Origin of the sequence: Promicromonospora panici, from assembly GCF_900608595.1 — a bacterium.
GTDB classification, from domain to species: Bacteria; Actinomycetota; Actinomycetes; order Actinomycetales; family Cellulomonadaceae; genus Promicromonospora; species Promicromonospora panici.
The window spans coordinates 1-26,989 of the sequence record NZ_UWYY01000033.1; the positions used below are offsets into that span (position 1 = coordinate 1).

Consider the following 26,989-nt stretch of genomic DNA (forward strand, 5'->3'; position numbering starts at 1 on the left):
CGTCAGTCAGTGGCAGGGCCACGACCCCGGGAACCACCCGAACATCATCACTGTCGGTGGCGGTGGCGGTGGGTAGTGTCGTACGCATGACACACGCCGCCACCAAGTCCCCGGTCAGCACAGCCCTCCAGACCGCGGACTGGCGGCGGCGCGTCTTCGCGTTGTACGCGGGCGTCCGCGTCCGCGCGGCCGAGGATCCCGCCGCCGCGCACGCCTACTGGACCATGATTCGGGACGAGCTCTTCGCGACCCACCCGGCGTCCCCGATCCTGCCCGAGGACAAGACCGGCTTCACCGGCCTCTCCGTCACCCCGTACGACCCGGCCTGGCGCTTCACCGCGCCGATCGCACCCGCCGAGCCCGGGCCCGACGGCGCGCCCCGCCGCCTCGACGTCCCCACCGGGACCGACGGCATCGTGCCCTTCGAGCTGCTCGGGACGGTCTTCCTGGACGGGCTGGGGTCGCTCGACGTCTGGCGCCTCGCCTCGTACGGCGGCGGCCTGTTCGTCCCGATCAAGGACACCCTGGCCGGCGCACCGGGCGGCACGTACGGCGGCGGCCGCTACCTCCTGGACACCATCAAGGGGGCCTGGCTCGGGCACGCCGGCGGCACCGACGGCCACGCCAGCGGGTACGACGACGGCGTGGGCGAGCTGGTCCTCGACCTCAACTTCGCCTACAACCCGTCCTGCGCCTACGACCCCGCGTGGACCTGCCCGCTCGCCCAGCCGGGCAACACGCTCGACGTCGAGATCCCGGTCGGCGAGCGCACACCGTCCACGAAGGCGTACTAGGGCCGGCCCGGCAGTCATCGGCGCCCAGCCCCTACCGAAGGTGAGGCTGTCCAACCCCCGCCGCGAAGCTGGCGGCAGGCTCGTACTCCTGGTTGCCTGAGGCCATGACCACCGAACCCGCCGGCGCCGGGCGCCCCGTCGTCGGGCACGAGGACGAGCCCCACACCGAAGGGCTCGCCGAACGGCTCAACTGGCTGCGCGCCGGAGTGCTGGGCGCGAACGACGGAATCGTGTCGGTCGCCGCGGTCGCCGTCGGCGTCGCCGCGGCGACGGCGCAGACCGGCCCCATCCTCACCGCGGGGCTGGCCGCCCTCGTGGGCGGCGCGATCTCGATGGCGCTGGGCGAGTACGTGTCGGTCTCCAGCCAGTCCGACACCCAGAAGGCGCTCATCGCCAAGGAGAAGACCGAGCTCGCCGAGATGCCGCAGGAGGAGCTCGCCGAGCTGGCCGAGCTCTACGAGGCCAAGGGCCTCTCCCCCGGTACCGCCCGCCAGGTCGCCGTCGAGCTCACCGAGCACGACGCCCTCTCGGCGCACCTGGAGGCCGAGCTCAACATCGACGAGGACGAGGTGGTCAGCCCCTGGAACGCGGCCTTCGCGTCCGCGATCGCTTTCACCCTGGGCGCCGCGCTCCCGCTCGCCGCGGTGCTCCTGATCCCCGAGCCCTGGCGGGTCGGCGCCACCTTCGTCGTCGTGCTCGCGGCGCTGGCGGGAACCGGCTGGACCGCCGCGTGGATCGGCGGCGCGCCACGGGTGCGCGCCACGGCGCGGGTGGTCCTCGGCGGGGCGCTCGCACTGGGCGCGACCTTCGCCGTCGGCTCCATGGTCGGCGCGACCGCGGTCGGGTGAGTACCGTTGACGCCCGATGAACACCATCGACAGCACACCGCCCCCCGCCGGCGCACCCTCGTCGGCGTACGGCGTCCACTCCGAGGTCGGCCGCCTGCGCAAGGTCCTGGTCTGCGCACCGGGCCTGGCGCACCAGCGACTCACCCCGTCCAACTCGGCCGACCTCCTCTTCGACGACGTCCTCTGGGTGGAACGCGCCCAGCAGGACCACGCCGACTTCGTCACCGAGCTGCAGGGCCGCGGCGTCGACGTCGTCGAGCTGCACGCGGTCCTCGCCGAGACGCTCCGCGTGCCCGGAGCACGCGACTGGCTGCTGGACCGCAAGATCGTGCCCGAGATCGTGGGCAACGGCCTGGTCGAGGCAACCCGCGAGTACCTCGAGTCCCTGCCCGAGCACGAGCTGGCGAGGTACTTGATCGGCGGCCTCGCCGTCGCCGACGTGCCCGAGCTGCCGCCGGGCTTCCGCGCGCTGGCCGACGTCAGCCCGGACGCGCGCGAGTACCTCATGCCGCCGCTGCCGAACACCCTCTTCACGCGCGACACGACCTGCTGGATCTACGGCGGCCTCACCCTGAACCCGCTCTACTGGCAGGCGCGCCGCGACGAGACCCTGCTGATGAAGGCGGTCTACGCGTTCCACCCCGACTTCGTGGGCAGCCGCGTGTGGTGGGGCGACCCCGAGAACGGCCACGGCGAGGCCACCTTCGAGGGCGGCGACATCATGCCGATCGGCAACGGCACCGTGCTGATGGGCATGAGCGAGCGCACCTCCCGGCAAGCGATCACGCAGGTCGCGGCGTCCCTTTTCGAGCAGGGCGCAGCGGACCAGATAGTGGTGGCCGGCATGCCGCGGCTGCGCGCCGCGATGCACCTGGACACGATCATGACGTTCGTCGACGTCGACACCGTCACCGTGTACCCGCGCATCGTGGACCGCGTGCACCCGTTCGTGCTGCGCCCGGACTCCGGCCCGATCGGCGTGTCCGTGACGGACGCCGGCGGGTCGCCCTTCCTCGACGTCGTCGGGCAGGTCTCCGGGCTGGGCGAGCTGCGCGTCATCGAGACCGGCGGCGACGTCTACGAGTCGGAACGCCAGCAGTGGGACAGCGGCAACAACTCCGTCGCCGTCGAACCCGGCGTCGTGTTCACGTACGACCGCAACACCACCACGAACGACCTGCTGCGCAAGGCCGGCGTCGAGGTGATCGAGATCGCGGGCGGCGAGCTCGGCCGCGGCCGCGGCGGCGGCCACTGCATGACCTGCCCGATCATCCGGGAGCCCGTCAGCTGGTAGCTACGCTTCGGCCATGCTCGTCACGTCCCGCCATGTCACGGAGTACCGCGCGTTCCTCTGCCTGACCGACGCCGACCTGACCGCGCGCCGCCTGCTCGACTGCTCCGCCGGGGCCTCCGGGTTCGCGGCGGCGGTCAACGCGGCCGGCGGGTCCGTGACCGCCGTCGACCCCGCCTACGGCGACCTGGCCGCGCTGCGTGCCGCCGTCGCGGCGTCGTCCTCGGGCGCCGATGCCCTCATCGACGCCCACTCCGACGCCTTCACCTGGGACTGGTACGGCTCCCCCGCGGCCCGCCAGGCGCTGCGCGACGAGGCCCGCGCGGCGTTCCTCGCGGACCTCGCCGCCAGCCCCGGCACGTACGTGCCTGGCGCCCTCCCCGACCTTCCCCTTCCGGACGACGCGTTCGACCTCGCCATCACCTCGCACCTGCTGTTCACCTGGGCGGACGTCGTCGTCGACACCCCGGGCGGCAGCGTGCCGCTCGACGAGGCGTGGCACCACGCCGCCTTGCTGGAGCTGCTGCGCGTGGCGCCCGAGGTGCGAGTCTTCCCGCTCGTCCGGCAGGGCGACGGCGCCGCCGTGCCGTTCCTGCCCCGCCTGCTCGACGACCTCCGTGCCGAGGGACACGGGGCCGAGCTGCGCCGGGTGGCCTACGAGTTCCAGCGGGGAGCCGACCGGATGCTCGTACTCCGGCGACACGCCGGGATTAACGACACGCCGGTGACTTGATGCATCCTTGGGTTGCAGTTCCGGAAAAGCCATAGACGCTACCAAGTCCTCGTTGTACCTTTCTTCACACACGGACTCGCGCCGTGACGGCAGGTTGTGTGCGCACGACCTGCTGGAAGTACCGATACGAGCCATATCCATACAGCAACATCCGAACAAGACGGAAGGACGAGATCCACGATGGTCCGCACCAGCGTTGCGCTCCAGGCCTCAGGTCTGTGCAAGGTCAGTGGTGCCACCGCGTCGTTTTTCCCGACCATCGCGAAGCACCTGTGGGACGGCCGCGAGGCCATACGAGGCGCCATACGCCGCTGATCCGGTTCTGCCGGACCAGTGCTGTGAGCCGCCTCGGGATGTCTGTCCCGGGCGGCTCTTGTCGTCCCGGGCCCGGACGCCCCGCAGTCCAGCACCAAGCCAGATCCAGCGAGAACCGAGATTGACAAGCTCACCGGAAGGAGCAGGCCCGTGGCCGACGTCCTAGTCCTCAATGCCGGCTACGAGCCGCTGCACCGGGTATCGGTCCGGCATGCCATCCACATGCTCGTGCGCGAGGTCGCGGTCGTGGAGGAGGCGGTCGACGGCCGCTCCTTCGGGCCGTTCCCGTTACCGCGCGTGCTGCGGCTGGTCCGGTACGTGACGATGCGGTGGCTCTACAAGACGGGCGGAGCGCCCGCGTGCACCAAGATGGGCGTCAAGCGGCGCGACGGGCTGTGCGCGTACTGCGGCGGTCCGGCCGAGACCGTCGACCACATCCTGCCGCGGTCCCGCGGGGGCCCATCGACGTGGATGAACCTCGTGGCCGCCTGCTACGAGTGCAACTCGCACAAGGCGGACCGCACCCCTGCCGAGGCCGGCATGGTGCTCCACGTGACGCCGCACGTCCCGCGCGGGGAGTACGCGCGCGCCATCCGCCACCGGGCGGCTCGCGCGGCGTAGCCCACGGGCACGGTGAGGTTGGTAAAGGGTCAGGTGATCGGCAACTCGGGTTGCCGGTCACCTGACCCTTTGCCGGTCGCCCCAGCTCGCGCCGCCCCACCTGCGGCGATGGTGCCGACGTCGACGCGCGAAACATAGCGGGTGAAAGTCCCCGGTACCCTGTCCGCGTTCATGACCCACGCCACGACGATGTGGACGACCGGAGAAGGGGGCGCGCAGTGAGCGTCGAAACCGCGGGGTGGCCGCGCGCCGAGGCGGTCGTGCGCGACGACGGCTCAGGGCAGGTCACTATCAACGGGCAGATGGTGCCCGTCTACCAGAACAGCCTGGGCGAGGCGCGCACCGAGGTGATGCGCCTGATCACCGAGTACTCGACGAACGTGGGCCTGGCCGTGGAGGTTCGGGCGGAAGGTCCCGAAGGTCTCACCGGGCTCACCGTCTACCCGGACGGCCGCGTGGTGCAGGACGGCGGCGCGGGCGCCGCTCACGCCGCCCAGGCGAAGATGACGCCGCCGAGCCTCCCGACGCCCGTCGTGCCCGCGCAGCGACCGGCGCACCTGGCGAGACCGATGTCCGGGCAGGTGCCGGGGCCGATGTCGGGGCAGCTGCCGCATCTCGTGGCAGGCCCGGTGTCGATGTCGATGCCGGTGGTGGTACCGCCCGAGCGGCCACCGGCCGGTCCCGCGAGCCCCGCGGAGCCCCGGCGGTCGAGCGTCATGGGTCGCGGCGGGGCGCCGTCGGCACCGTTCGGGCAGCCGGCGCAGAGCCAGGACAGCCCGTTCGGGGACCCCGGGCCGGACGGCGCCCGCCGCGACAGCCGCCGCTCGTCGTTCGTGACCAAGGACCGGCTCGACGAGCCCGCCACCCAGGGCTTCCGGGGCGTGCTGTCCCGGATCGGGTTCCGAGTGCGGCCGAACGAGGCCGAGCGGGCCGAGCGTGCGGACGAGCAGATGGTGAGCCAGCACTGGCCCGGGCCGCGCACGATCTCGATCGTGAACGGCAAGGGCGGAGCGGGCAAGACACCGGCCACCGTGCTGCTGTCCGCGGTCTTCTCGTCGCACGGCGGATCCGGCGTCGTCGCGTGGGACAACAACCAGACCCGCGGCACGCTCGGCTGGCGTACCGAACAGGGCCCGCACGAGTCCACGCTCCTGGACCTGATCCCGCAGACCGAGCACTTCCTCGGCCCCGCGGCGCAGCTGGCCGACCTCGCCTGGTTCGTGCACCACCAGTCCCGCGACCGGTTCGACGTGCTGCGGTCCAAGCCGATGGCGCTCGCGCACGAGCAGCGCATCTCGTCCGAGGACGTCGACGCGATCCACGCCGTGCTCGCGAAGTACTACCGGATGATCTTCATCGACTCGGGCAACGACGAGTCGGACCCGATGTGGCTGCGCATGATCGACCACACCGACCAGCTCGTGGTGGCCACCAGCACGCGCGACGACCACGCCGAGGCGGGCGCCCTGCTCCTGGAGGCCCTGTCGAACCGCGGGGAGCACATGGCCGAGCTGGCCCGCAAGGCCGTGGTCGTCGTGAGCCAGTCGGACCCCAAGGCGACGCCCGCGGACATGCGGCGCGTCGCCCAGGGGTACCGCTCGCTGGCGCGCGAGGTCGTCACCATCCCCTTCGACCCCGCGATGGTGGACGGCCAGCTCGTCTACCGCTCGCTGCGGCCGCTCACCCGCCGCGCGTGGCTCGCGGCGGGTGCGGCGGTGGCCCGGGGTTTCTAGAGGGCGGCCGTCAGGAGCTCCAGGGTCTGGGCGCGGCCCGGCGTCGCGTCCAGGGGCTCGTCCTCGCGGGATCCCGCGACGGGTACGAGCATGACCTCCTCGACGCCGTGCCGCTCGGCCAGGCCGCGCACCTCGCCGGCCACGTGCGCGGCGTCGCCGATCAGCCAGCGGGTCCGCATCGCCTCGACGGACTGGGCGATCATGCCGTCGGCCGGCTCGTCGGCCGTGGCCTTCACCGCCTCCTCGACCGTCTCGAGCGCGCCCAGCTTCTGGCCGGACCGCAGCCTGGCCATCTGCCGCAGCTGCGGCAGGGCGCGGTCGTGCGCCTCGTCCGACGTCGGCGCGACCACCGCGTTGGCCGTGATGAAGGTGCGCGGCTCCGGGTGCTCCTCGGACGGCCGGTAGCCGTCCCGGTACAGGGCCAGGATCTGGTCCATGCCCTGCCCGGAGAAGTGGTTGGCGAACACGTACGGCAGACCCAGCTCGGCGGCCAGGCGCGCCGAGTAGTCGCTGGAACCGAGCAGCCACACCGTCGGGACGCCGGCCGCGGCGGGCGTGGCCCGCACGTCGTAGATGTCGCCCGAGACCAGGCGCAGGCGGGCGCCGTCGGGCCCCATGAGGCTCAGGATGTCGGTGACGTGCTGCGGGAACCGGTCCACGTCCGCCGTCGGACCGGTGGCTCGTAGCAGGGACGTGACGACCGGGTCGCTGCCCGGTGCGCGGCCGATGCCGAGGTCGATCCGCCCAGGGGCGATGGCTTCCAGGGCCGCGAACTGCTCCGCGACGACGAGCGGAGCGTGGTTCGGGAGCATCACGCCGCCCGAACCCACCCGGATGCGGGAGGTCCGCGCGGCCGCGGCGGCGATCATGACCGGCGGCGACGACGCCGCAACGGCTGCCATGTTGTGGTGCTCCGCGAACCAGTAGCGCTCGAAGCCGAGCTGGTCGGCGAGCGCCGCCAGCTCGAGCGAGGCCGCCAGGGCCTGGGCGCTGGTCTGGCCCGAGCGGACGGGCACGAGGTCAAGGACGGACAAGCGTGGCTGGGTATTCATCGCCTCTGTCAACCGTTCCGGAGGCCGGCATGTTCCTGGTCAGGGCCCCTGTATCACCCGCGGGATCACCCTGGTATCGCCGGAGGTCATGGCGCCGACCCCCTCGGGCCTGACATGATCGCGAGGTGTCTGTTGATGTGCGCCCCGCGACCGACGACGACGTCGATGCCGTGGTCGACCTGTTCCGCCAGTACCTCAGGTTCTACGACCAGGAGGTGCCGGCCGCCGAGGCACGCGCCTATCTGACCGCCCGCCGCGACGCCGGCGACAGCGTGCTCCTGGTCGCGGAGCTGCGGCCGGAGGACGGCGAGACGCCGTCGGAGGGCTCCGCCGTCGGAGGGCTGGTGGGCTTCGCGCAGAGCTACCCCACCTGGTCGTCCGTGAGCCTGAGCCGGTCGTGGGTCCTGAACGACCTGTTCGTCACGCCCGCCGCGCGCGGGACGGGCGCCGCGCGCGCCCTGGTACAGGACACGTGCCGTCGCGCCAAGGACGCGGGCGCCATCCGCGTCTCCCTGGCCACCGCGTGGGACAACGTCGCGGCGCAGGGCCTGTACGAGTCGGAGGGCTTCGTGCGGGACCAGCACTTCCACCACTACGCGTTCGTGACGGGCGCCTGACCGCTCGCTCGGCGCGCCCTCCCCCGCTCGACCGCTCCACCCTGGTTCACTTCCCTGGCCCGGCCCTGCCACCAGGAGTTCTGGCATGTCCGCCGGAGTGTCGGTGGGCCACGCTAAGGTCTTCCCCGCCGGGGACGAACCCGGGCAAACAAGCCTAAATCTGTCGCGTCTGCACGTGACGTCCGTCAAGTCGGGGAGACCCGGGAACTGGAGCGCACACCACCATGATGGGAGGCAACCACGCCGCGACGGGAGCCGCGGCCTGGGTAGCGGTCACCGCGTCGACGCCGATCGCCTTCGGCTGGTACGAGGGGGTGACGGACACCGGCGTCATCGCGGGAGCCCTCGTCTGCGCGGGAGCAGCGCTGCTGCCCGACGCCGACCATCACTCCGGCACCATCGCGAACTCGCTCAAGCCGGTCTCGAACGTCGTGGTCAAGGGCATCGAGACCGTCTCGGGCGGGCACCGCAAGGGCACGCACTCGATCCTCGGCATCGCCGTGTTCACGGCCATCGCCTGGGCCCTCAGCCTCCTGAGCATCGACACGGGCAACGAGGAGATCGGGTCGATCCTGATCGGGCCCGGCATCATGTGCGTCCTGCTCGTCGCCTTCGCCCTCAAGGCGCTCAAGATCACGCGCGACACGAAGATCCTGCCGTGGACCACGTCGGTGACCCTGGCGGTCCTCATCGCGATCTTCGCGCCCGAGGAGTGGTTCTGGATGCCGTTCAGCGTGGCGCTCGGCTGCACCGTGCACATCCTGGGCGACATGATCACCACCAACGGCGTGCCGCTGCTGTGGCCGCTGAAGTTCCGCTCCCCGCGCTGGATGCGCGACGGCCGCGGCCTCGAGCTCGACTGGATGTGGCGTTCCGGCGGCAACCTCTCGATCCCGATCCTCGGCGACGCCGGATCGGTCCGGGAGTGGATCTTCCTCATCCCCGTCTCGCTGTACGCGGTGGTCGGCATCGTGTGGGCGCTGCTGAACGAGATGGGCTACGACACGATGGCGGCGTGGAACAGCCTGATCACCCTCTTCCCCGCCTGACGCCTCACGTCACAGGCCGCCCGCTACCGCAGCACCTGCCGCGAGCCAGGCGCGGCGGGTCTCCGGGCGGAGCGCGCCGTAGCGCAGGTGGCCGTCGACCATGGCGGGGTCGAACGGGATGGTGACCACCTCGCGGGCCAGCGACCGATAGCCGTCGGCGACCTTCTCCAGCTCGCTCGGGGACTCCTTCTGGTCGGCCTGGCTCACCACGACCACCGCCTGCTGCGCGAGGTACGCCGACCGCCCGTCCCGGGTCGCGAGCGCCTCCAGCAGCAGCGCCCCGGCCTCAGCGTGGTCGTCGCGCGTGGTCGTGGCGACGACGAGCTGGTCGGTCAGGTCGATCATCCGCTGCCACATGGGATCGGACTCGTCGTTCCCGGAGTCGATGAGGATCATCCGGTAGTACTTCGACAGCACGGAGTGGATGGCGTCCACGTCCTGCGGCTCGATGCGCTGCTCGTTCGCCATCGCTATCGGCTTGGACCGCAGCACGTCGAACCGGTCGCGCGTCTGGTGGTGCACGTACCGCGCCAGGTCGGCGGCCTGCGCCGACGGGCCCAGGAGCCGGTCGGTCTGCGGCAGCAGGTCCAGCAGGGTCGACTCGTGCGGGCCCTGCTCGGTACGCCAGCCCAGCGTGCCGCGCGTCTGGTTGTTGTCCCACGTCACCACGCCCGCGCCGCCGAACTGCGCGAAGACCGCGGCCAGCAACACCGTCGACGGCGTCTTGCCCGCCCCGCCCTTGCCGTTCACCATCGAGATCGTGCGCGGCCCGGGCCAGTGCTGGCTGACGGCGCGCTCGTCGGCCCGCTCGGCGCGCTCCGACTCGCTCGGGCCCACCCGCATGCCCATGCGGGTCAGCATCCCGCGGAAGCCCTGCGTGGCCGGGTCCTCGTCCTGCTGGTGCGTGAGGAACGACTGGCGCGCCTCGCGCCGCGAGCGCGGGGCGTCCGTCTCGGTCACCGGCACAGGGTCCGACGGCGGCGCCGACAGGCCCGCTCCCGAACCGGGGTTTCCGGCAGGCGGCACGGCGTCGACGGGCGCTGCGGTCACGGGTGCCGAGTTCACCGGAGCCGAGTTCACCGGTGCGGGGCTCGCGGGCGCCGGGTTCCGGGGCACCGCGTTCATCGGGCCCGACACAGGGCGCGCCGCGTTGCCCGCCATGTCGCCGGGGACTGTGCCGGGCGGGTTGGCGGGGGTGCTGTCCGCCGCGTTCTCGCGCACCCAGTCGGCGACGCCGGGGTCCCCGTCCGTCTCGGGGCCCGCGCCGGTCGGCGCCTGCGGTGCCACCGGGACCCGGCGCACCGTGTCCTCCGGGTCGATCTCGACCGCGGAGCCGGGTGTGGCGGAGTCCAGCGGGTCCGGCTCGTTCCGCGGGGGCAGGTCCACGACCGGCGTGTCCTCGAACGCGGGGCCCGGCGTCGTCGTCGGGCCCGCCTGGTCCGCCGGGCTGGGCATCGGCTCTGCCGCCGCGGCCGGCGTCGACACGGCCGGCGGGGCCTGCGGCGTCGGGGACGACGGCGGGGCGAGCTCGTCCTCCTCCGGGACCACGGTCCCGTCCGGGTGCACGATCAGGTTCCAGAGCCCTTCGGGACCGGTCGCGGAGGCCCGCACGGGCCGGCCGACCCGCGCCGCGTTCTCCGTCACGCGGCGCAGGACCTCCACCCGCGCCTCTTCCAGGCTGGCCGCGCTGATGGGGTGGAACGTCCCGTCGATCGTCACCTCACCGGAGCCGTCTTCCCGGACGATCGCGTCGATCCGGGGCCAGCGGGGCACGGTGTCAGAGCTCATGCGTTTCCTCCGAAGTTCCTGGGCAGGCGGCATTGCGTGGTTCGCCCCCGATGCAAGGGTCGGACATGTTCGCCCGCCTGGCCACCCCAACGGGGCATTCACCCCACCTGGTAGGTTCTCGCGCAAACAGGTGTCGAAACCGGGACCACAACCGAGGAGCTTTCCGCGTGTCCGACGAGCCCACCCGCCGAATTCCTCCGGCGGACGACCCCACCCAGATCCAGCGGCCGCCCACTCGCCCGGGTCAGCCGGGCGCGGCGCCCGGTGCCCCGTCATCGTATGCCGCGACTCAGCGGATGGACGCGGTCCAGTCGGGAGGCGGTCAGCCGGGAGTCGGGGTCCCGCCCCAGGGCGGGACGGGCTACGACCAGACGCAGGTCATGCGGCCCGGCGCCAGCGGTGCCGGAGCGAACGGCGCGGGATACGGGGACCAGACGCAGGCCATGCCCCCGACTGAGGGCGGCGCCTACGGCGACCAGACCCAGGTGCTGCCCCCTTCGGGGATGGGGCAGCAGGGAGCCGACCCGGGCCGCGACTACCGGGCAGCGACTCCGCCGCCCGCGCGGCCGTACCGCCCGTACGAGACGGTGCAGCCCACGCAGGCCCAGGCGCCCGGGGCCTTCCCTGTCGATCCGGGCTACGGGCAGGGCCAGGCGGGCTACCCGCAGGGCCAGGCCGGCTACGGCCAGCCCGCCCAGGGGTACGGCCAGCAACCGGGATACGGTCAGCCGGGCCAGCCCGGCCAGCCGGCCGGCGGCCCGCCCTTCCCGCCCAGCCAGGGGTATCCCCCGCAGGCGTCCCAGCCGACGCCGCCGGCGCGCCGCGACCGGGACGACGACCCCGGCCAGGGCGGCTCGATGGCGGGCGCCGTGCTCGCATGGATCCCGCGGGTCCTGCTCGCGCTGAGCGTCTACCAGCTCGTCCGGCTGGTCCCCGGCTTCGACGTGATGCCGGACGTCTCGCAGTTCCCGCTGTTCCGCGGGATCGGCGACGGCGTCCTCGGGATGCTCAACCTGAACCCCGAGTGGTCCGACCAGGCCGCCAACCTGACGATCCCCGTGCTGGGCATCGCGCTGGCCGGCCTGTTCAACACGATCCGCGCGCTGAACACGTCGCTGGCGATCTGGCCCTACGGGCTGGCGATCGTCGCGTGGATAGTGGTGTTCGCCGTCGGCGGCATCGTCGGCTACGCGCAGGACGCCACCGAGAACGTGAAGCAGGACGTCCAGGACCAGGTGGACCAGGGCATCGAGGACGCCAAGGAGGACGCCAAGAACTCCGTCGAGGAGGAGATTCAGCAGGGCGTCGACGACGCCGAGCAGAACGCGACCGACAGCGTCACCGAACAGCTCGAGGAAGCCTTGCCCGGCGGCAACGGCTGATCGTCACCGGTCGGAGGTTTCACTCGGCGGCGCGGCGGGACGCTGATAGATTTTCTAGGTCCAACCGGTAGTTCCGGTGCGCTGCTGAGGAGCCCTGCTTGTCCGACGAGACCACCCGCATGACGGCCGCACGCCCCGCCGGCCAGCCGGCTCGGGGTGGCGACCAGACCGCCGCTGTGCCGCCGCCACCGGCACCCACCGGGGTGGTACCGCCGCCGACCGCGGCGACACAGATCGTCCAGCCCTCGGGGGCGGGACAGGCGGGCGGGTCCGGATTCGCGGCGTCGGCTCCGGTGGCGCCCGCTCCGGCGGGGCCGCCGTCCGCACCGCAGTCCTCGGCGCCGTCGCGGATCCCCGCCACGGGCGAGATCCTCGGCCCGTACCAGCTGGGCGCCTCGCTCGGCCACGGCGGGTTCGCGCACGTGTACCGCGCCGTCGGGCAGGGCGGCGAGGTGGCGCTCAAGGTGCTGACCAACTCCGAGCGCGGCTCGCTCGACCGGTTCGTCGGTGAGGCGGCGCTGCTGGAGCGGCTTGCCGGACGCGGGTTCCCGCACCTGGTCACGGCCGACCTGCACTCGCCCACGCCGTGGTTCGCCATGGAACTCGTGCCGGGGCCCACCCTGGCCCAGCTGGTGGCCGCGAACGGGCCGATGCCGCCGCACGACGTGCTGCGCGTGGCGAACGACGTGCTCGACGCGCTCGCGGTGCTCCAGGAGGAGCACTTCCTGCACCGGGACGTGAAGCCGGCGAACATCATCGCGGCGCCGAACCGGTACGTGCTCATCGACCTCGGCATCGCCAAGGGGCACGGCACGACCACCTCGACGCATGCCGCAGGCACCATCTCGTACATGGCGCCCGAGCTGTTCGTGCGCAAGCCGCACGCCCGCTCCGACGTGTACAGCCTGGGCCTCCTGCTGATCTTCCTCGCCACCGGCGAGCTGCCCAACGACCTCAACTTCGCGGGCCGCGACCTGACGCCGGCCGACGTCGGACCGGTCGACCAGCGGCTGCTGCCGCTGGTCCTGGCCATGACCAGGCACCGGCCCGAGGACCGCCCGCCGCTGCACAACCTGTCGCGCACCGTGGCGCAGCTCGCCTCCCACAACGCCGGCCTCGACCCGACGCTGCTCGCCGCCGCCGACGCCACCAACGTCGAGCGCGGCCTCGTCACCGAGGTGCTGACCAGCAGCGGCGCCCCCACCGTCGCGCCCACGAGCCCGCTCGTGACCAACCCGGTGCGGCAGGGCGAGCCGGTCACCAACCTGGTCTACGACCAGCAGCTCATGGGCCGCCTGCACCAGGTGCACGGCGACGGGTTCGACGGCGCCGCGGAGGAGGTCATCTCCGTGTACCTGTCCGCCGTCGGGCCGCAGCGGGCGGGCGGGCGCGCACCCGCCGAGATCAAGGACTACCTGTGGGCCGCGATGCGCTGGGTGCCGGCCTTCACGCCCGAGGGCTACGCGGACAACTACGACGGCTGGGTCGCCTACCGGCAGCGCCACGGCCTGCCGCTCCCTGGCGTCCCGTCGACGCCTTCCGCGCCCCGCCGCCAGACCAGCAGCCCGACCCAGCGCATGGCGCCGGTGACGAACCAGCAGGCCACGCAGGTGGCGCCCGCGTTCCGGCCGGGTCCTCCGCCCGGAGCGCGGCAGGACCCGGCTCCCGCACCTGTGCAGCGGCCCACAGGCCAGACCGGCACGCAGCCCAACGTCCCGGTCCAGCCGCCGGTCGAGCCGCCGTCGCGCCGCGCGGACCGGGACGACGACGACAAGCGCCGGGAGTCCGGTGGCGGCCTCGGGGTGATCGCGACGCTCATCGGCTGGATCCCGCGCATCCTGCTCGCCATCGCCGTCTACCAGCTGGTGCGGCTGATCCCCGGCTTCGACGGGATGCCCAGCGCGGCCGGGCTGCCGCTGTTCGTCGCGCTCGGCGACATCGCGGTGTACACGCTCAACCTCGACCCGGTGTGGGCGCCGCGCATGGCGGAGCTGTCGATCCCGCTGCTCGGCATCATCACCTCCGCCGTCGTGAACCTGTTCCGGGCGGTGCGGATGCGCCGCGGTGGACGCACCTGGCCGTTCTGGCTGGTCGTGGTGGTGTGGGTGATCGTGATCGCCGTGCAGGGTGTGGTCGGCTACGCGCAGCAGGTCACGCAGGACGCGCGCGACTCCTTCGAGCAGCAGCGCGAGCAGCTCCAGGACGACCTCGAGCAGGGCGTCCAGGACACCACCGAGGACGTCCGGGACTCGCTCTGGGAGTCGTTCGAGGACGCGCTGCCCTGGAACAGCTGAGGCGCCGCCGGCGGAGGTAGCTCTCGGCCTCGCGAAAAACACGTGCGAACCGCGACGGCGGCGTGCGAGGCTTCTCGCACGGTCACCGAGTCAGCCCTCAAGGCGGCGCTCGTTGGCCGGCCAGCACGGGGAGCAACGGCTCCCGCACGGTGCGCTCGGAGAGAGTGCGGACAGTGAGGAGGCAGTCATGGACGACGTCGTTCGCGCGGCTGCCTTCGCGGCAGCAGACGCCACTGCCACCAGGAGCACCCGGGTCTGATCCGGAAGTGCTCCGGCATCAAGGAGCACTCTCTTGTCTCGTTTTCCCGAAGCACCGAAGTCCCTCCTGATCCGCGCCGCGCGCGGTGACCGGTCCGACACCCGGCCGACCGCCGCCGAGCGGCCGCGCCGCGCCCGAGGCGGCCGCGAGGACCTGGAGGGCCCGCACCCGAGCACGTTCGAGGCGGACCTGTCGGACGCCGACGAGTACGGCTCGCTCGACGACCGGCTCGGCGACGCATACGACGCGGCCATCGACTCAACCCAGCCCGGGCCGGGGCAGCGCTGGTCCACCTGGCGGTCCGTCGCCAAGGGCCAGCGCGGGCCCGAGCCGCTGCCCGAGTGGCTGGTCACGCGCGACGCCGCCTTCGACACCGAGCTCGGCATCCTCAAGACCGGCAAGGAGGCGGACGCATTCCTGCTGGAGCGCGCCGTCCCGCCCGGCGCGGATCCGGCGTCCGACGACCCGGCGTCGGACGGCGCCGGCGCGGCGGAGCGCTGCCTCCTGGTGGCCAAGCGGTACCGCAGCCTGGACCACGGGCAGTTCCACCGCGGCACCGAGTACAACGAGGGCCGCCGGACGCGCCGGACGCGCGACCAGCGCGCCATGGAGGACCGCAAGTCCGCGTGGGGCCGCGCGGTGTCCGCCACGCAGTGGGCCGATGCCGAGTTCATCGCCCTGCGTGACGCCTGGTCGGCAGGCGCCCCGGTGCCCTACCCGGTGCAGATCGACGGCACCGAGGTGCTGATGGAGTTCATCGGCACCGAGGAGCCCGACGAGTCCGGCGACATGCAGGCCGTCGCCGCGCCGCGGCTCACCCGGGAACGCCCGTCGGACGACCTGCTCGAGTCGTACTGGGAGCAGCTCACGCACGGCATGTCCGTGCTGGCCCGGCTCGGGTTCGCGCACGGCGACCTGTCGCCGTACAACATCCTGGCCGACGGCGAGCGGCTGGTCATCATCGACCTCCCGCAGGTCGTGGACCTCGCGGCCAACCCGTTCGCGAGCGAGGTGCTGCTGCGGGACTGCCGCACGGTATCCGCCTGGTTCGCGGCCCGCGGCCTGGACGTCGACCCGGACGCCCTGTTCGCCGACCTGCTGGCGCAGGCCTTCTGACCCGCGCCCGGTCATCCCGCCGGGGTGACCGGGCCGCAGGTCCAGGAGGAGAACACCAGGTCGGTCTGCACGCGGCCCACCTCACCACGGGCCGTGAAGTCGAGGACCAGGCGCTGGAGCTCGTCGGTGCCGGCGCAGGCCACGTGGACGAGGAAGTCGTCGGGTCCCGACACGTGGTGCACGGCCCGGGTCTGCGGGAGCTGGCGCACCCACTCGACGAACGGCCCCAGCAAGGGCCGGGAATGCGTCGTGAGCCGCACCATCAGCATGGCCTGCAGCCCGCGCCCGACGGCGCCCGGGTCGATCTCGGCGTGGTACCCGCGGATCACCCCGGCGTTCTGCAGCCGCTGCGTCCGGGCCAGGCAGGTCGACGGCGCGACGCCGATCCGCTGCGCCAGCGTCTTGTTGGACAGCCGCCCGTCGTTCTGCAGCTCGGTCAAAAGCGCCCGGTCGACCGAATCGAGGATCACGTTCTGGGTCATGCCCCGAATTTCTAGCACGCCCGGCTACCACCGGCTGTCGGGAGTGCCGATAGTCCCGGAATGAGCATGCATTCCTGGAACACGCGCGCCGTCCACGCCGGCAAGGACGACCTGGCCGCCCTGGGGCTGCACGCGCCGCCGATCGACCTGTCCACGACGTACCCGTCGCACGACGTCGTGGCGGAGGCGGAGCGTCTGGACGAGTTCGCCGCCGGACATGACGACGGCGGCCCGCCGGTCTACGGCCGCGTCGCCAACCCGACGGTTCGCCGGTTCGAGGACGCCCTCGCCGAGCTCGAGGGGGCGCAGGCCGCCGTCGCGTTCGCGAGCGGCATGGCGGCGCTGTCGGCGTGCCTGCTGGGGCAGGTGGCGGCGGGAAAGCCGCACGTGGTCGGCGTGCGGCCGCTGTACGGCACGACCGACCACCTGCTCGAGTGCGGCCTGCTCGGCGTCTCGGTGACGTGGACGTCTCCCGAGGAGGCGGCGTCCGCCATCACGGACCGCACCGGGCTGGTGATCGTGGAGAGCCCGGCCAACCCCACGCTCGGCGAGGTGGACCTCCGGGCGCTGGCCGAGGCCTGCGCCCCGGTGCCCCTGCTGGTGGACAACACGTTCGCCACGCCTGTGCTGCAGCGTCCGCTGACCCTCGGGGCGACGCTGGTACTGCACAGCGCCACGAAGTACCTGGGCGGGCACGGCGACGTGATGGGCGGCGTCATCGCCTGCTCCGAAGATCTGGCCCGGTCGCTGCGGCAGGTCCGGTTCCTGACCGGCGGTGTGCTGCACCCGATGGCGGGCTACGAGCTGCTCCGCGGCCTGGCGACCCTGCCGGTGCGGGTGCGCGCGGCGTCGGCGACGGCGGCCGAGCTGGCGCGCCGGCTGGCGGAGCATCCCCGGGTGACGCGGGTGCACTACCCGCGCGTGGGCGGGGCGATGGTCTCGTTCGAGACGTCCGTCGACCCGGTGGCGCTGGTCTCCGCCGTGCGGCTGATCACCCCGGCGGTGAGCCTGGGCAGCGTGGACAGCCTGATCCAGCACCCGGCGTCGCTCACCCACCGCATCATGGACGAGGTCGCGCGCAAGGACGCGGGGATCTCGCCGGACCTGGTCCGCCTGTCGGTAGGCCTGGAGGACGCAGAAGACCTTTGGAACGACCTGACCCAGGCCCTCACCCACGCCGCTCGTTGAGTGCTGGATATTCGCCCTGTCGCGGCGCTCAGAAGGGCGAATGTCCAGCACTCGACGGGATGGCATGGTGGGGGGTGCGGCTGACGCCTACCTTGGGGACATGACCAGTACTCCTTACGACCAGGACGACCTGCTCAAGTTCCTCGTCGGCTACGGCGTCTCGCTCGGCTCGGGCGACCTCGAAGCCGTGACGGACAGCCTCGGCTACCCGTCGGTGGTGGTCGAGGCGGAGCGGTCCCTCGTGGTGCCCGATGCCGAGGCCGCGCGCGACGCCCTCGGCAGCATGCTCGCCGCCTACCGGGAGCAGGGGCTGGTCGCCGCTGTGCCGGACATCCGCGCAGTCGAGCAGGTCGGCGACGCCCTGCTCTGGGTCGACGTGCGCTGGAGCTACAAGGACGAGAACGCGTCCGAGGCGACGGCGGAGCGCGTGCGGTACCTGCTCCGCCGGGGCCGGGACACGTTCGAGCTGTGCGTGGTCGTGCCGGTCGAGGAGTAACGCTCGGGTACGGGTTGACCGTTGCGGCGGACAACCTTCAAGTGCCCCTTGAGGCTCGCTCGCCGCAACCTTCAAGTGCGGCTTGAACCTCGCGGCGGGCGACTCGTGCGTCGCCGCCGCACCCACCTCGGACCGCGCTCGGCCGGCGCCGCGTTCACGCCGGCGCCGCGTTCACGCCGGCGCCGCGTTCACGCCGGCGCCGCGTTCACGCTGCCACGAGCTCACGCCGCATGTGCCAGCGCGTCAGGCGGCCGCTCGTGGCGTCCGTCGGGGCCAGCCGGTCGAACCCGGCCCGCTCGAACATCCCGACGGTGCCCACGAACGCCGCACTCACTGGCACGCGGCGGCCCGGTTCCGGCTCGACGGGGAACGCGTCGAGCGCCGTCGCGCCGTGGGCGGCGGCGTAGACGACCCCGGCGTCGAGCAGCGCCTGGGCCACGCCCTGTCTTCGGAACCCCGCGCGCACCGTCACGCACATGAACACCCACGTGGTGGACCAGGAGTCGGGCTCGCCGACGGGCAGCACCCGGGACCGCTGCAGCGACCGCGCCGCAGACCTCCGCGAGAACCCGAGCCAGCCCGCGACCTCGGCATCTCCCCCGCCGACATACGCGAGCATCCCCGGCGGCGGCGCCTGCTCCGTCAGCTCGCGCAGACGGGCGGCGCGCGTCGTGATGTCCTCCTTGGCCGGCGCACGCCAGTGCATGCACCAGCATGCCTGCTCGCGCCCGGTCGGATTGATGACGCGGGCGATGTCACCGAACCGTTCGGCGGTCGCGGGAAGCACGGCGATCTGGGTCATGTTCGGAACCTACTCCGCCTCACCGACACCCGTGGCGGGCGCCGCTTGGCACACTTTTTTATCGAGCGGAGAAACCTCGCTCGCTTGCCATCCTCGAGCCCTTGTGGCATAACATAAGTATCCGCTTATAGAAGGAGTTCACATGCCCACCGTCATCGACCCCGCCACCACCGCCGGCCTCGTGAGTCGCGAGGTCCGCGACAGCACCCGGGACGGCGTGCCGACCAAGGTCGCCGTCGCGCGCCGCACCTACGCCGCCGAGCAGGACGACCTCTGGGACGCCCTGACCTCCGCCGAACGCCTCCCCCGCTGGTTCCTCCCGGTCAGCGGCGACCTCACGGTCGGCGGCCACTACCAGCTCGAGGGCAACGCGGGCGGCACCGTCGAGCATTGCGCCGCGCCCGAGAACTTCGCGGTCACCTGGGAGTTCGGAGGCATGGTCTCCTGGCTCACCGTCCACCTCACCCCGGCCGACGGCGGCACCACCCTCGAGCTCGTGCACGAGGCGGCGGTCGACCCCGACCTCTGGAAGCAGTACGGCCCGGGCGCCACCGGCGTCGGCTGGGACCTCGGCCTCATGGGTCTCGGCCTGCACCTCGCCAGCGGCGAGAGCCTGGACCCCGCCGAGGTTCAGGCGTGGTCGCTCTCGCCCGAGGGCATCGAGTTCGCCCGGCTCGCCAACACCGGCTGGGTCGACGCTGCCATCGCCGCCGGGGACGACGCCGACCAGGCTCGCGCCGCCGGAGAGCGCACGCTGGCGTTCTACACCACGCCGCCGGAGTCCTGAATGCCGGCCGCCGCCCGGGCGGGCGCGCTCGGGTCCGACGGCCGTGCCGTGCGGGAACCCGGCGCCGCGCTCGACTCGGCGCGGGCGGGCGTCTTCGAGGCGCTCGGCGACCCGGTCCGGCGTCGGCTGCTGGAGCTGCTGGTTCCGGGCGAGCAGCCCGCCGGCGCCCTCGTCACCGCACTGCAGGCCCGCGTGCGCATCACCCAGCCGGCCGTCTCGCAGCACCTCAAGGTGCTCCGGGAGGCCGGCCTGGTGCGGGTGCGCGCCGAGGGCACGCGCCGCCTCTACGCCGTGGACGACGCCGGGACGGCCGCCGCCCGCGCCTGGCTCGCCCGCTTCGAGGACACGTTCGCCCAGCCGCTCGACGCCCTGGCGACGGAGCTGGTCCGCGGACGCCGGGAACGCCGTCGAACACCGCCGACCGCGGCCCCGGCGGACGAGGCGGCGGGCTGACGCCCGAGCCCGCCGCACCGCCGGTCAGTACCGCTTGGGCAGCTTCAGGTGGCGCTCCGCCATGATGCTGCGCAGCAGGTCTGGGCGGTCGGTGATGATGCCGTCCACGCCGATGTCCATCAGGGACTCGATGGTGGCGCGGTCGTCGATGGTCCACGGGATGACGGCCAGGCCGGCGTCGTGCGCGGCCTCGACCAGCTCCGGCGTCGTGAACGGAACGTAGCCCGGGTCCGTCACGCTGCCGCCCTGCGGGTCACCGTGCACGGGCGAGACGGCGTCGGCGCCGAACGACGCCGTGGCCGCGACGAACTTCTCCTGGATCGAGCCCGGGAAGTCGTCGATGTCCAGGCCGCCGAGCCACGGTGAGGCACCCGCCGCCCCGACCTGGAGGAACTGCTGCCCGTTGGTCAGCGCCACCAGCGGGAAGCGCGGCTCGACCTCGCTCATCCGCATCAGTGCGCCCCAGTCGAAGCTCTGGATCGTGACCTGGTCCACCAGGTGGGCCTTGCGCACCTCGCGGGCGACGGCCTGCAGGAACTGCTCGCGCGGCGCCGTCTGCTCGGGGGCGCCGGCCTCGACCTTGGTCTCGATGTTGAGCGTGACCTTGTGCGCGCGGTGGCGGTTGACCAGCCGCAGCACCTCGGACAGCAGCGGCATGCGCTCGCCCGGGTGCAGCTCCTGCTCCGGGAACTGCGGCTGGCGCAGCGAGCCGCAGTCGATGGTGCGGACCTGCGCGAGCGTGAGGTCCTTGATGTACGTCTTGTTGGGGACGTACGGGAACTCGGGGTCGCCTTCGAACGCCGGCTCCGTGTCCACGCACTTGGCCGGGTTCGGGTCGCGGTCGTGCGTCACGACGGCGTACCCGTCCTGCGTGATCTGCACGTCGAGCTCGAGCGTGCTGACGCCGAGCGCGAGGGCGTTGTCGAACGCGGGGAGCGTGTTCTCGACCGTGAGCGCGACGCCGCCGCGGTGCGCCTGGAGGTCGAAGGTACGGTCGTGGCCTCCGGACAGGGCCGACGCCGGGGCGGCGCCCAGGGCCAGCCCGCCCGCGAGGGTCACGGCGAGGGCTGTGGTGAGACGACGTTGCTGGGTAGTTCTCATGCGTCCGAGCCTGGACAGGGCACGTGGCCGCCGCAAGACCCGGCGTCGTCCCGCGGGCGACGCCGAGGTGAACGCGCGGCGACCTCGTCCGCACACCGTGCGCTCGACGTGACGGACGCCCAGGCAGGGGTAACGTTCTCGGGTGGCTCATCTGGACTGGGAGATCAAGCAAAGCCTGCTGATGTACGTGATGGGGGCGCCAGGCGGCCGCATCGTGCAGGACGACGACGTCGGCGGCAGCGCCGCATCGTTCCAGTTCCCGCTCGACCCGGAACGCAGTCCGGCCCCCTCCCCCGACGCCGCCCTGTTCGGATTCACGGGATCGGTGGTCTTCATCGGGCACTTCGGCTCGTTCGTCGGCGAGGTCGCCGACATCGAGGTCACCGCCCCCGCCGACGGCGGCCCCGACTGGGCCATGTCCATCCGGGACCGCGACGCGGACGTCCGCACTGTCGCGTTCCGCCTGGTGGGCGCCCCGGAGCGGTCCGACGACGGCGCGCGGCTCACCTGGCAGCAGGTCGAGCTGACCGACGACGGCGCGAAGCTCTGGGGCGGCAGCTACCCCGCGGGCACCGCCTTCGAGCCGCTGACGATCGACCTGTCCTGACTCGTCAGCGCCCGCGGCGCCGTCGTGCAGCCGGTCACGCGTAAGGCGGGGTGACGTCCACCCCGTTCATCAGCTCCAGGAGTTCGGCCGGAAGCTCCAGCGACAGGGCCTCGACGGCAGCGTCGAGCTGGTGCACCTTGCTGCCGCCCAGCATCGGCCGGATGCCGCGGGCCGCGAGCCAGGCGAGCACCACCTGGCCGCGCGATGCGCCGACCTGAGCAGCGACGTCGTCCAGCACGGCCAGCCGCTGGGTGCTGCCCGGGTGGTCGAAGACCTCGGGGATCGGCTTGGCCGGGTTGTCGTACGCCCCGGACAGCAGCGGCGTGTAGACCCACACCTCCAGGTCTTCGACGGCGGCCAGGTCGACCAGGTCGTCGTTCAGCCAGCCGAAGCGGTGGTTCCCGGTGAGCGTGCCCGGGCGCGGCTGGAGGTAGGTGTAGGCGTGCTGGACCATGCTGAACGGCTCCAGCCCCTGCGCGACGGCGTGCCGCCGCGCCCGCTCGACCCGCCACGCCGGGTGGTTGGAGAGGCCGATGCGGGCCACGACACCGTCGGACACGAGGGCCGCGCAGGCGTCCGCGGTCTCCTCGATCGGGACCGACCGGTCCTCCATGTGGCCCCACGCGAGGTCGACATGATCGGTGCCGAGACGGCGCAGGCTGCCGGTGATCTGCTCGCGGATCGCGGACGCCGACAGCCCGGTGCGGGAGGCGGGCCAGTTGGTGGCGTCGCGCGGCTCGGCCCCGAACTTGGTGGAGAGCAGGATGCGGTCGCGGACGCCGGGGCGCGCGGCCAACCAGCGTCCGAGCAGTTCCTCGCTCTGGCCGCCGTAGCCGGACTCGCTCGACCCGAAGGCGTAGCAGTCGGCGGTGTCGATCCACCGGCCGCCGGCATCGACGAACCGGTCCAGGACGGCGAACGACGTCGCCTCGTCCACGGCGGTGCCGAACATCATCGCGCCGAGCACCAGGCGCTCGGCGGGCGGAGTGTCGTGGGCGGTGCCGGATCGTGGAGTGGTCTCTGTGGTGGTTCGAGTGTCCTGCGATCTGGTCATGAGACGAGCGAAAACCCTGGAGCGTGCTCCAGGTCAAGGGCAAGATCTGAATATGACCACCTATTCGCCCGCACAGGCCGCCGAGGTCTCCGGTTTCAGCATCGACACGCTGCGGTACTACGAGCGGGAGGGCATCCTGCGGCCCATCGCGCGCACGTCGGGCGGGCATCGTGCCTACACCGACGATGACCTCGGCTGGCTCGACCTGGTCCACTGCCTGCGCGACACCGGCATGCCGATCGCCGACCTCAAGCGGTACGCCGAGCTGGCGCTGGACGAGGCGACGCTCGCGGCGCGGGTGGCGCTGCTCGAGGATCACGACCGGAGGGTGCAGGAGTCGATCGATGCGTTGCGCAGCCAGCAGGAGAAGCTGCGCGAGAAGATCGCGTGGTACCGGTCGCAGGGGGTGTGACGTCGAGGTCCGACACCACGGACTTTCCTCGGTCGGGCACACCCGCGCTGGTAAGTTGCCTGGCATGACGTCCCCAGCGCCCGGCGTCGGCGAGGCCGCGCCTGCGGCGGTAGTCGACCCAGGTCCGGTCCCGCTTCCCGAGCCGGAGCCCGCACCAGCGGCCGAGCCTGCTCCGAAGCCCGAACCCGCGGCCGAGCCGGCCGTCGTCGAGCTCACTTCGGAGGCCGAGCTCGCGGAAGAGCCGACCGTGGAGCCCGCGGCCGTCCCAGCTCCGGACCCCGAACCCGAGCCCGAGCCGTCCGCAGCCGCGCCGGCGCCAGAGGCCGAACCCGAAGCCGAGTCCGTTCCGGAGCCCGCCCCCGCCCCGCTCGCCGCCGCGCTCCCCATGCGCCCCGTCCGCCGCATCCCCGCCAGCGGCGAGCGCCTGGGCCGGTTCACCCTCGCCGAGGCGCTGGGCCACGGCGGTTTCGCGCACGTGTACCGCGCGCAGTCCGACGACGGCGACGAGGTGGCCCTCAAGGTCCTGACCGGCCTGCACGACGACGCCCGCGAGCGCTTCGTGCAGGAGGCGGACCTGCTGGAACGCTTGGACGGCCGCGGTTTCCCGCGCTTCGTCGAGGCGGGCCTGGACGCGACCCAGCCCTGGTTCGCGATGGAGCTCGTGCCCGGCACCACGCTGCGCGACCGGGTGCGCGAGGAAGGGCCGTTGTCCGGCCGCGAGGCGCTGCGCCTGGCCATGCAGCTGGTCGACGCCCTGCTCGTGCTGCAGGAGCAGCGCTGCCTGCACCGCGACCTCAAGCCGGCGAACATCATGGTCGACGGCGACCGCGCGGTGCTCATCGACCTGGGCATCGCCAAGGTCTTCGACGCCGCGACGTCCACCCAGCCGGCCGGGACCTTCTCCTACATGGCGCCGGAGCTGTTCGGGCGCCGTGTGCACCCGCGGTCGGACGTGTACAGCCTGGGGCTGCTGCTCGTGTACGCGAGCACGGGCACGCTGCCGCTGGACCTGAACTTCCTGGGCCGGGACCTGGTGGCCACCGACCTGGTGGACGAGGAGCCGGCCGACGTCGTCCCGGACGAGGACCCCCTGCCCGTGCCGCCGCCCATCGACCGGCACCTGCAGTCGCTGATCCTCGCCATGACCCGGTACCAGCCGAACCACCGGCCGCCGCTGGAGAACATCGCGGGCGTGCTGCGTGCGCGCCTCGCCAGCACGACGCCCGACCCGACGCTGCTGCTCACCTCGCAGGTGCTCAGCGACGGCGTGACGGCCGCCGAGGTGGCCGCGCTCCCGGCGACGGACGTGCTGCACGGCCGGGGCCACACCAAGGTGCTCCAGCGCGACCCTGATGCGCCGGACGACGCCACGCCCAGCTCGCGTACCCCGGAACCGTGGCACGCGCTCGTGTACGACCGCGCGCTCATGAACGTCCTGGCCGAGCTGCACGCCGACGGTTTCGACGGCGCCGCGGAGCAGGTCGTCGCCGACCACATCGCGGAGATCGGCGTGCACGTCGCCGGTGGCCGCACGCCTGCCGAGATCAAGGACTGGATCTGGGAGGCGATGCGCTGGCGCGTCACGTCGCCCGCGGACGGCCACTCGGACACGCTCCGGGGCTGGCGCGCGTTCCGCAGCCCGGAGCCCGCGCCGGCGAGCGAGCGGGCGCCCGTCAGCGGCAGGCCGGAAGCCGGTCCTCCGTCGGCCTCACCCACGTCTGCCGCGCCGCAGTCGGCGGCGGCGACCCAGGTCGTCCGCAGCGTGGTCCCGCCCCCGCAGTCGTTCGAGCCGCGGAAGAGCCCGGTCAAGCACCTCGGGCCGGCGCCACGTCCGGCGGGACCGAGCCCTTCGGTGCACCCCACCCGCCCGATGCCCGTCATGCAGCCGCCCGCCGCGCAGCGGCCGCCCGCGCAGCGCCCGCCGAGCATGCAGCCGGGCATCCGGCCCGGCGCGCAACCGAGCGTGCAGCCCAGGCCTCCCGCCCGGGCCCCGGTTCCGCCGCGCCGGCGCCCGTGGCCCGTGCGCCTGCTCGGCGCCCTGCTGCGCTGGGTCCCCCGGCTGCTGCTCCTGGGCGGCGTGTACCTGCTGGTCACCCAGGATCCCCAGGCGGGCGACCCGTTCCTCGCCGCCCCCGCACTGGCGGTCGCCGCGCTCGGTCTGGCTGCTCTGTTGCGCATCCTCGGGCACCGGATGCGGATCTGGTTCTACGTCATCTCCGCCGTGCTCGTCGGCGCTGGCTCGGCCGCGCTGTGGGCAAACGGCGCCAGCCTGCTGCAGCTGGTCTGACGCGCCGTCAGCGCCGGACGCGCGCCCGGGAACGCGCGACGCCGGCCAACGTCGCTCGCACCGGTGTTCCGAGATAGATGCCCAGCGACGCACCCGCCGCCAGCCCGATCCCGATGGATGCCGCCAGGACGAGGGAGGCGGCCCCGCCTCCGGCAGCCGATGCCGGGTCGGCCTGCACCATGCCGAGCAGCCCGTAGAACACGGCGCCGCCGGGCACCAGCGGCACGATGGCCGCCGTCGTCACCGCGACGGACGGCACGTGCAGGTTGTGGGCGATGAGGACGCCGACGAAGCTGGCCAGCAGCGCCGCGATGCCGCTCGCGGCCGCTTCGTGCAGGTCCGACGTCAGCACCATCGCGTGGCTGAGCGCCGTGACCGTGCCCAGCACAGCGCTGACGGCGACGATGCGCGCGCCGGCGCCGTTGAACAGCGCCACCGCGACCGCGATGATGACCGCTCCGCCGACCTGGTTCGGCAGCGGTCCCAGCGGTGGCGAACCGTCCGGCAGGGACATCCGGAACCCGAGCACGCTGCCGGCCTCCAGCCCGGCCAGGATGCCCACCACCAGGCCGAGCGTCTGCAGCGTGAGGTCGAGGATGCGTCCCGCCGCGGTGAGCGCGAACCCGTCGATCGCGTCCTGCGCCGCGCCCACCACGGTGAGCCCGGACAGCATGAGGACGATCCCGGACGCCACGATGATGGACGGCTGCACCCCTGCGAACGGTTCGACGTCCGCGGCGGCGAGAGCGGACACGACCACCGCGACCACCGTGGTGACGAAGGCACCCGCGATCTGGCTGAAGAAGGACGGCACGCGCAGCCGGGCGAGCCCGGACTGGGTCGCCGCGGCTCCGAGCGCCGCGACGAACGTGAGCCCCACCAGCACCGCTGATCCCCCGGACAGGATGCTCGCGCCGACGGCGAGCAGCGCCCGGGCGACCACGACGACCGGTTGCCGGTACCGGAACGGCACCCGACGGATCGCCCGGAACGCGACGCGTGCCTCGTCGAGGTCCATCCCGTCGTCGACGGCGATCAGCAACGCCTGCATACGCTGCAGCTTCGTGTGGTCGGGCGCTGCCACGCGCACGACCCGGAGCAGCGTGTGCGGCCAGCCCTCACCGCTGGGGTGGTACGACAGGGCGATCGACGTGTAGGTCACGTCCACGTGCACGCCCTGGAGCCCGTACGCGCCGGCGACGCGCGTGATCGCCAGGGTCACCTCGTGTGCTGACGCGCCGACCGCGAACATCGACTCGCCGATCCGCATCGCCAGGTCCAGGGCCCGGATCACCATCGTGTCGTCGACGGCGGGATGCACCTCGGTGGCCGGCGCCTCGGAGGGATCCGTGTGCAGGACTCTGCGCACGGTCGCGTACAGGCTTCGGCGAGCTGGCTGGGGCATGCACCCCATTGTGCTGACGGACG

The 26,989-nt window shown here is 72.8% G+C and carries 25 protein-coding genes; 18 read left to right on the forward strand and 7 right to left on the reverse strand.

Annotation, left to right across the window (positions count from 1 at the left end):
• Positions 1 to 86 precede the first annotated feature (86 nt).
• The 6 genes from EW117_RS27350 to EW117_RS27375 all read left to right on the forward strand — a co-directional run bounded on the left by EW117_RS27350 (position 87) and on the right by EW117_RS27375 (position 6,335).
• On the forward strand, positions 87 to 794 hold the full coding sequence (locus EW117_RS27350; protein ID WP_129789892.1) for a DUF1684 domain-containing protein: 708 nt from the start codon (positions 87 to 89) through the stop codon (positions 792 to 794).
• 104 nt (positions 795 to 898) lie between these two features.
• A complete protein-coding gene (locus EW117_RS27355; protein ID WP_129789893.1) occupies positions 899 to 1,642 on the forward strand; it encodes a VIT1/CCC1 transporter family protein in 744 nt (247 codons plus the stop codon).
• 16 nt (positions 1,643 to 1,658) lie between these two features.
• Positions 1,659 to 2,936 (forward strand): arginine deiminase, encoded by a 1,278-nt coding sequence (locus EW117_RS27360; protein WP_129789894.1) that lies wholly within the window; start codon positions 1,659 to 1,661, stop codon positions 2,934 to 2,936.
• A gap of 13 nt (positions 2,937 to 2,949) precedes the next feature.
• Positions 2,950 to 3,666, forward strand: coding sequence for a hypothetical protein (locus tag EW117_RS27365; RefSeq protein WP_129789895.1), 717 nt, complete (start codon positions 2,950 to 2,952; stop codon positions 3,664 to 3,666).
• A 465-nt stretch (positions 3,667 to 4,131) separates the two neighbouring features.
• A complete protein-coding gene (locus tag EW117_RS27370; protein ID WP_129789896.1) occupies positions 4,132 to 4,602 on the forward strand; it encodes an HNH endonuclease in 471 nt (156 codons plus the stop codon).
• Positions 4,603 to 4,820: 218 nt separating this feature from the next.
• Complete coding sequence (locus EW117_RS27375; RefSeq protein ID WP_129789897.1) at positions 4,821 to 6,335, forward strand: ATPase; 1,515 nt, start codon at positions 4,821 to 4,823, stop codon at positions 6,333 to 6,335.
• On the opposite strand, the gene EW117_RS27380 is transcribed toward EW117_RS27375, so the two are convergent.
• Positions 6,332 to 7,387: an LLM class flavin-dependent oxidoreductase gene (locus EW117_RS27380; RefSeq protein ID WP_129789898.1), complete on the reverse strand. Its 1,056-nt coding sequence runs from the start codon at positions 7,385 to 7,387 to the stop codon at positions 6,332 to 6,334. The two genes, EW117_RS27375 and EW117_RS27380, sit on opposite strands and share 4 nt — an antisense overlap.
• Before the next feature lie 125 nt (positions 7,388 to 7,512).
• On the opposite strand from EW117_RS27380, the gene EW117_RS27385 reads away from it, so the two are divergent.
• Together EW117_RS27385 and EW117_RS27390 are read left to right on the forward strand one after the other, a co-directional pair.
• Complete coding sequence (locus EW117_RS27385; RefSeq protein ID WP_242504605.1) at positions 7,513 to 8,004, forward strand: GNAT family N-acetyltransferase; 492 nt, start codon at positions 7,513 to 7,515, stop codon at positions 8,002 to 8,004.
• Between the two features lie 224 nt (positions 8,005 to 8,228).
• Positions 8,229 to 9,053: a metal-dependent hydrolase gene (locus EW117_RS27390; RefSeq protein WP_129789899.1), complete on the forward strand. Its 825-nt coding sequence runs from the start codon at positions 8,229 to 8,231 to the stop codon at positions 9,051 to 9,053.
• Between the two features lie 9 nt (positions 9,054 to 9,062).
• Here EW117_RS27390 and EW117_RS30395 read toward each other — a convergent pair whose 3' ends face one another.
• Positions 9,063 to 10,841, reverse strand: coding sequence for an ATPase (locus EW117_RS30395; RefSeq protein ID WP_242504606.1), 1,779 nt, complete (start codon positions 10,839 to 10,841; stop codon positions 9,063 to 9,065).
• Between the two features lie 296 nt (positions 10,842 to 11,137).
• Here EW117_RS30395 and EW117_RS27400 point away from each other — a divergent pair, with 296 nt between their 5' ends.
• The 3 genes from EW117_RS27400 (at position 11,138) to EW117_RS27410 (ending at position 15,892) form a co-directional block, all read left to right on the forward strand.
• Positions 11,138 to 12,223, forward strand: coding sequence for a hypothetical protein (locus tag EW117_RS27400; RefSeq protein WP_129789900.1), 1,086 nt, complete (start codon positions 11,138 to 11,140; stop codon positions 12,221 to 12,223).
• Positions 12,224 to 12,321: 98 nt separating this feature from the next.
• Positions 12,322 to 14,517 carry a serine/threonine protein kinase gene (locus EW117_RS27405; protein ID WP_129789901.1) on the forward strand — a complete coding sequence of 732 codons (2,196 nt, stop codon included), beginning with the start codon at positions 12,322 to 12,324 and terminating at the stop codon, positions 14,515 to 14,517.
• 292 nt (positions 14,518 to 14,809) lie between these two features.
• The gene (locus EW117_RS27410) at positions 14,810 to 15,892 is read left to right on the forward strand and encodes a serine protein kinase RIO (protein ID WP_242504607.1); all 1,083 of its coding nucleotides are present in this window, start codon (positions 14,810 to 14,812) and stop codon (positions 15,890 to 15,892) included.
• An 11-nt stretch (positions 15,893 to 15,903) separates the two neighbouring features.
• Here the strand turns inward: EW117_RS27410 and EW117_RS27415 are convergent, their stop codons facing one another.
• The gene (locus tag EW117_RS27415) at positions 15,904 to 16,374 is read right to left on the reverse strand and encodes an Lrp/AsnC family transcriptional regulator (protein WP_129789902.1); all 471 of its coding nucleotides are present in this window, start codon (positions 16,372 to 16,374) and stop codon (positions 15,904 to 15,906) included.
• Positions 16,375 to 16,434: 60 nt separating this feature from the next.
• On the opposite strand from EW117_RS27415, the gene EW117_RS27420 reads away from it, so the two are divergent.
• The gene (locus EW117_RS27420; protein WP_129789903.1) at positions 16,435 to 17,562 is read left to right on the forward strand and encodes a trans-sulfuration enzyme family protein; all 1,128 of its coding nucleotides are present in this window, start codon (positions 16,435 to 16,437) and stop codon (positions 17,560 to 17,562) included.
• A 100-nt stretch (positions 17,563 to 17,662) separates the two neighbouring features.
• Positions 17,663 to 18,058 carry a hypothetical protein gene (locus tag EW117_RS27425; RefSeq protein ID WP_242504608.1) on the forward strand — a complete coding sequence of 132 codons (396 nt, stop codon included), beginning with the start codon at positions 17,663 to 17,665 and terminating at the stop codon, positions 18,056 to 18,058.
• Between the two features lie 205 nt (positions 18,059 to 18,263).
• Here EW117_RS27425 and EW117_RS27430 read toward each other — a convergent pair whose 3' ends face one another.
• On the reverse strand, positions 18,264 to 18,860 hold the full coding sequence (locus EW117_RS27430; protein WP_129789904.1) for a GNAT family N-acetyltransferase: 597 nt from the start codon (positions 18,858 to 18,860) through the stop codon (positions 18,264 to 18,266).
• 142 nt (positions 18,861 to 19,002) lie between these two features.
• On the opposite strand from EW117_RS27430, the gene EW117_RS27435 reads away from it, so the two are divergent.
• Both EW117_RS27435 and EW117_RS27440 read left to right on the forward strand, forming a co-directional pair.
• Positions 19,003 to 19,647: an SRPBCC domain-containing protein gene (locus EW117_RS27435; RefSeq protein ID WP_129789905.1), complete on the forward strand. Its 645-nt coding sequence runs from the start codon at positions 19,003 to 19,005 to the stop codon at positions 19,645 to 19,647.
• Positions 19,648 to 20,100: an ArsR/SmtB family transcription factor gene (locus EW117_RS27440; RefSeq protein WP_129789906.1), complete on the forward strand. Its 453-nt coding sequence runs from the start codon at positions 19,648 to 19,650 to the stop codon at positions 20,098 to 20,100. It abuts the gene before it with no gap.
• Between the two features lie 24 nt (positions 20,101 to 20,124).
• Here the strand turns inward: EW117_RS27440 and EW117_RS27445 are convergent, their stop codons facing one another.
• Positions 20,125 to 21,201: a glycerophosphodiester phosphodiesterase family protein gene (locus EW117_RS27445; protein WP_129789907.1), complete on the reverse strand. Its 1,077-nt coding sequence runs from the start codon at positions 21,199 to 21,201 to the stop codon at positions 20,125 to 20,127.
• Between the two features lie 142 nt (positions 21,202 to 21,343).
• Here EW117_RS27445 and EW117_RS27450 point away from each other — a divergent pair, with 142 nt between their 5' ends.
• Positions 21,344 to 21,808: an HtaA domain-containing protein gene (locus EW117_RS27450; protein WP_129789908.1), complete on the forward strand. Its 465-nt coding sequence runs from the start codon at positions 21,344 to 21,346 to the stop codon at positions 21,806 to 21,808.
• Between the two features lie 34 nt (positions 21,809 to 21,842).
• Here the strand turns inward: EW117_RS27450 and EW117_RS27455 are convergent, their stop codons facing one another.
• Complete coding sequence (locus EW117_RS27455; RefSeq protein ID WP_129789909.1) at positions 21,843 to 22,862, reverse strand: aldo/keto reductase; 1,020 nt, start codon at positions 22,860 to 22,862, stop codon at positions 21,843 to 21,845.
• Positions 22,863 to 22,914: 52 nt separating this feature from the next.
• Between EW117_RS27455 and EW117_RS27460 the strand changes: the two genes are divergently transcribed.
• Positions 22,915 to 23,274, forward strand: coding sequence for a MerR family transcriptional regulator (locus EW117_RS27460; RefSeq protein WP_129789910.1), 360 nt, complete (start codon positions 22,915 to 22,917; stop codon positions 23,272 to 23,274).
• 64 nt (positions 23,275 to 23,338) lie between these two features.
• On the forward strand, positions 23,339 to 25,561 hold the full coding sequence (locus EW117_RS27465; RefSeq protein ID WP_129789911.1) for a serine/threonine-protein kinase: 2,223 nt from the start codon (positions 23,339 to 23,341) through the stop codon (positions 25,559 to 25,561).
• Positions 25,562 to 25,568: 7 nt separating this feature from the next.
• On the opposite strand, the gene EW117_RS27470 is transcribed toward EW117_RS27465, so the two are convergent.
• Complete coding sequence (locus EW117_RS27470) at positions 25,569 to 26,966, reverse strand: threonine/serine exporter family protein (RefSeq protein ID WP_129789912.1); 1,398 nt, start codon at positions 26,964 to 26,966, stop codon at positions 25,569 to 25,571.
• Positions 26,967 to 26,989 lie beyond the last annotated feature (23 nt).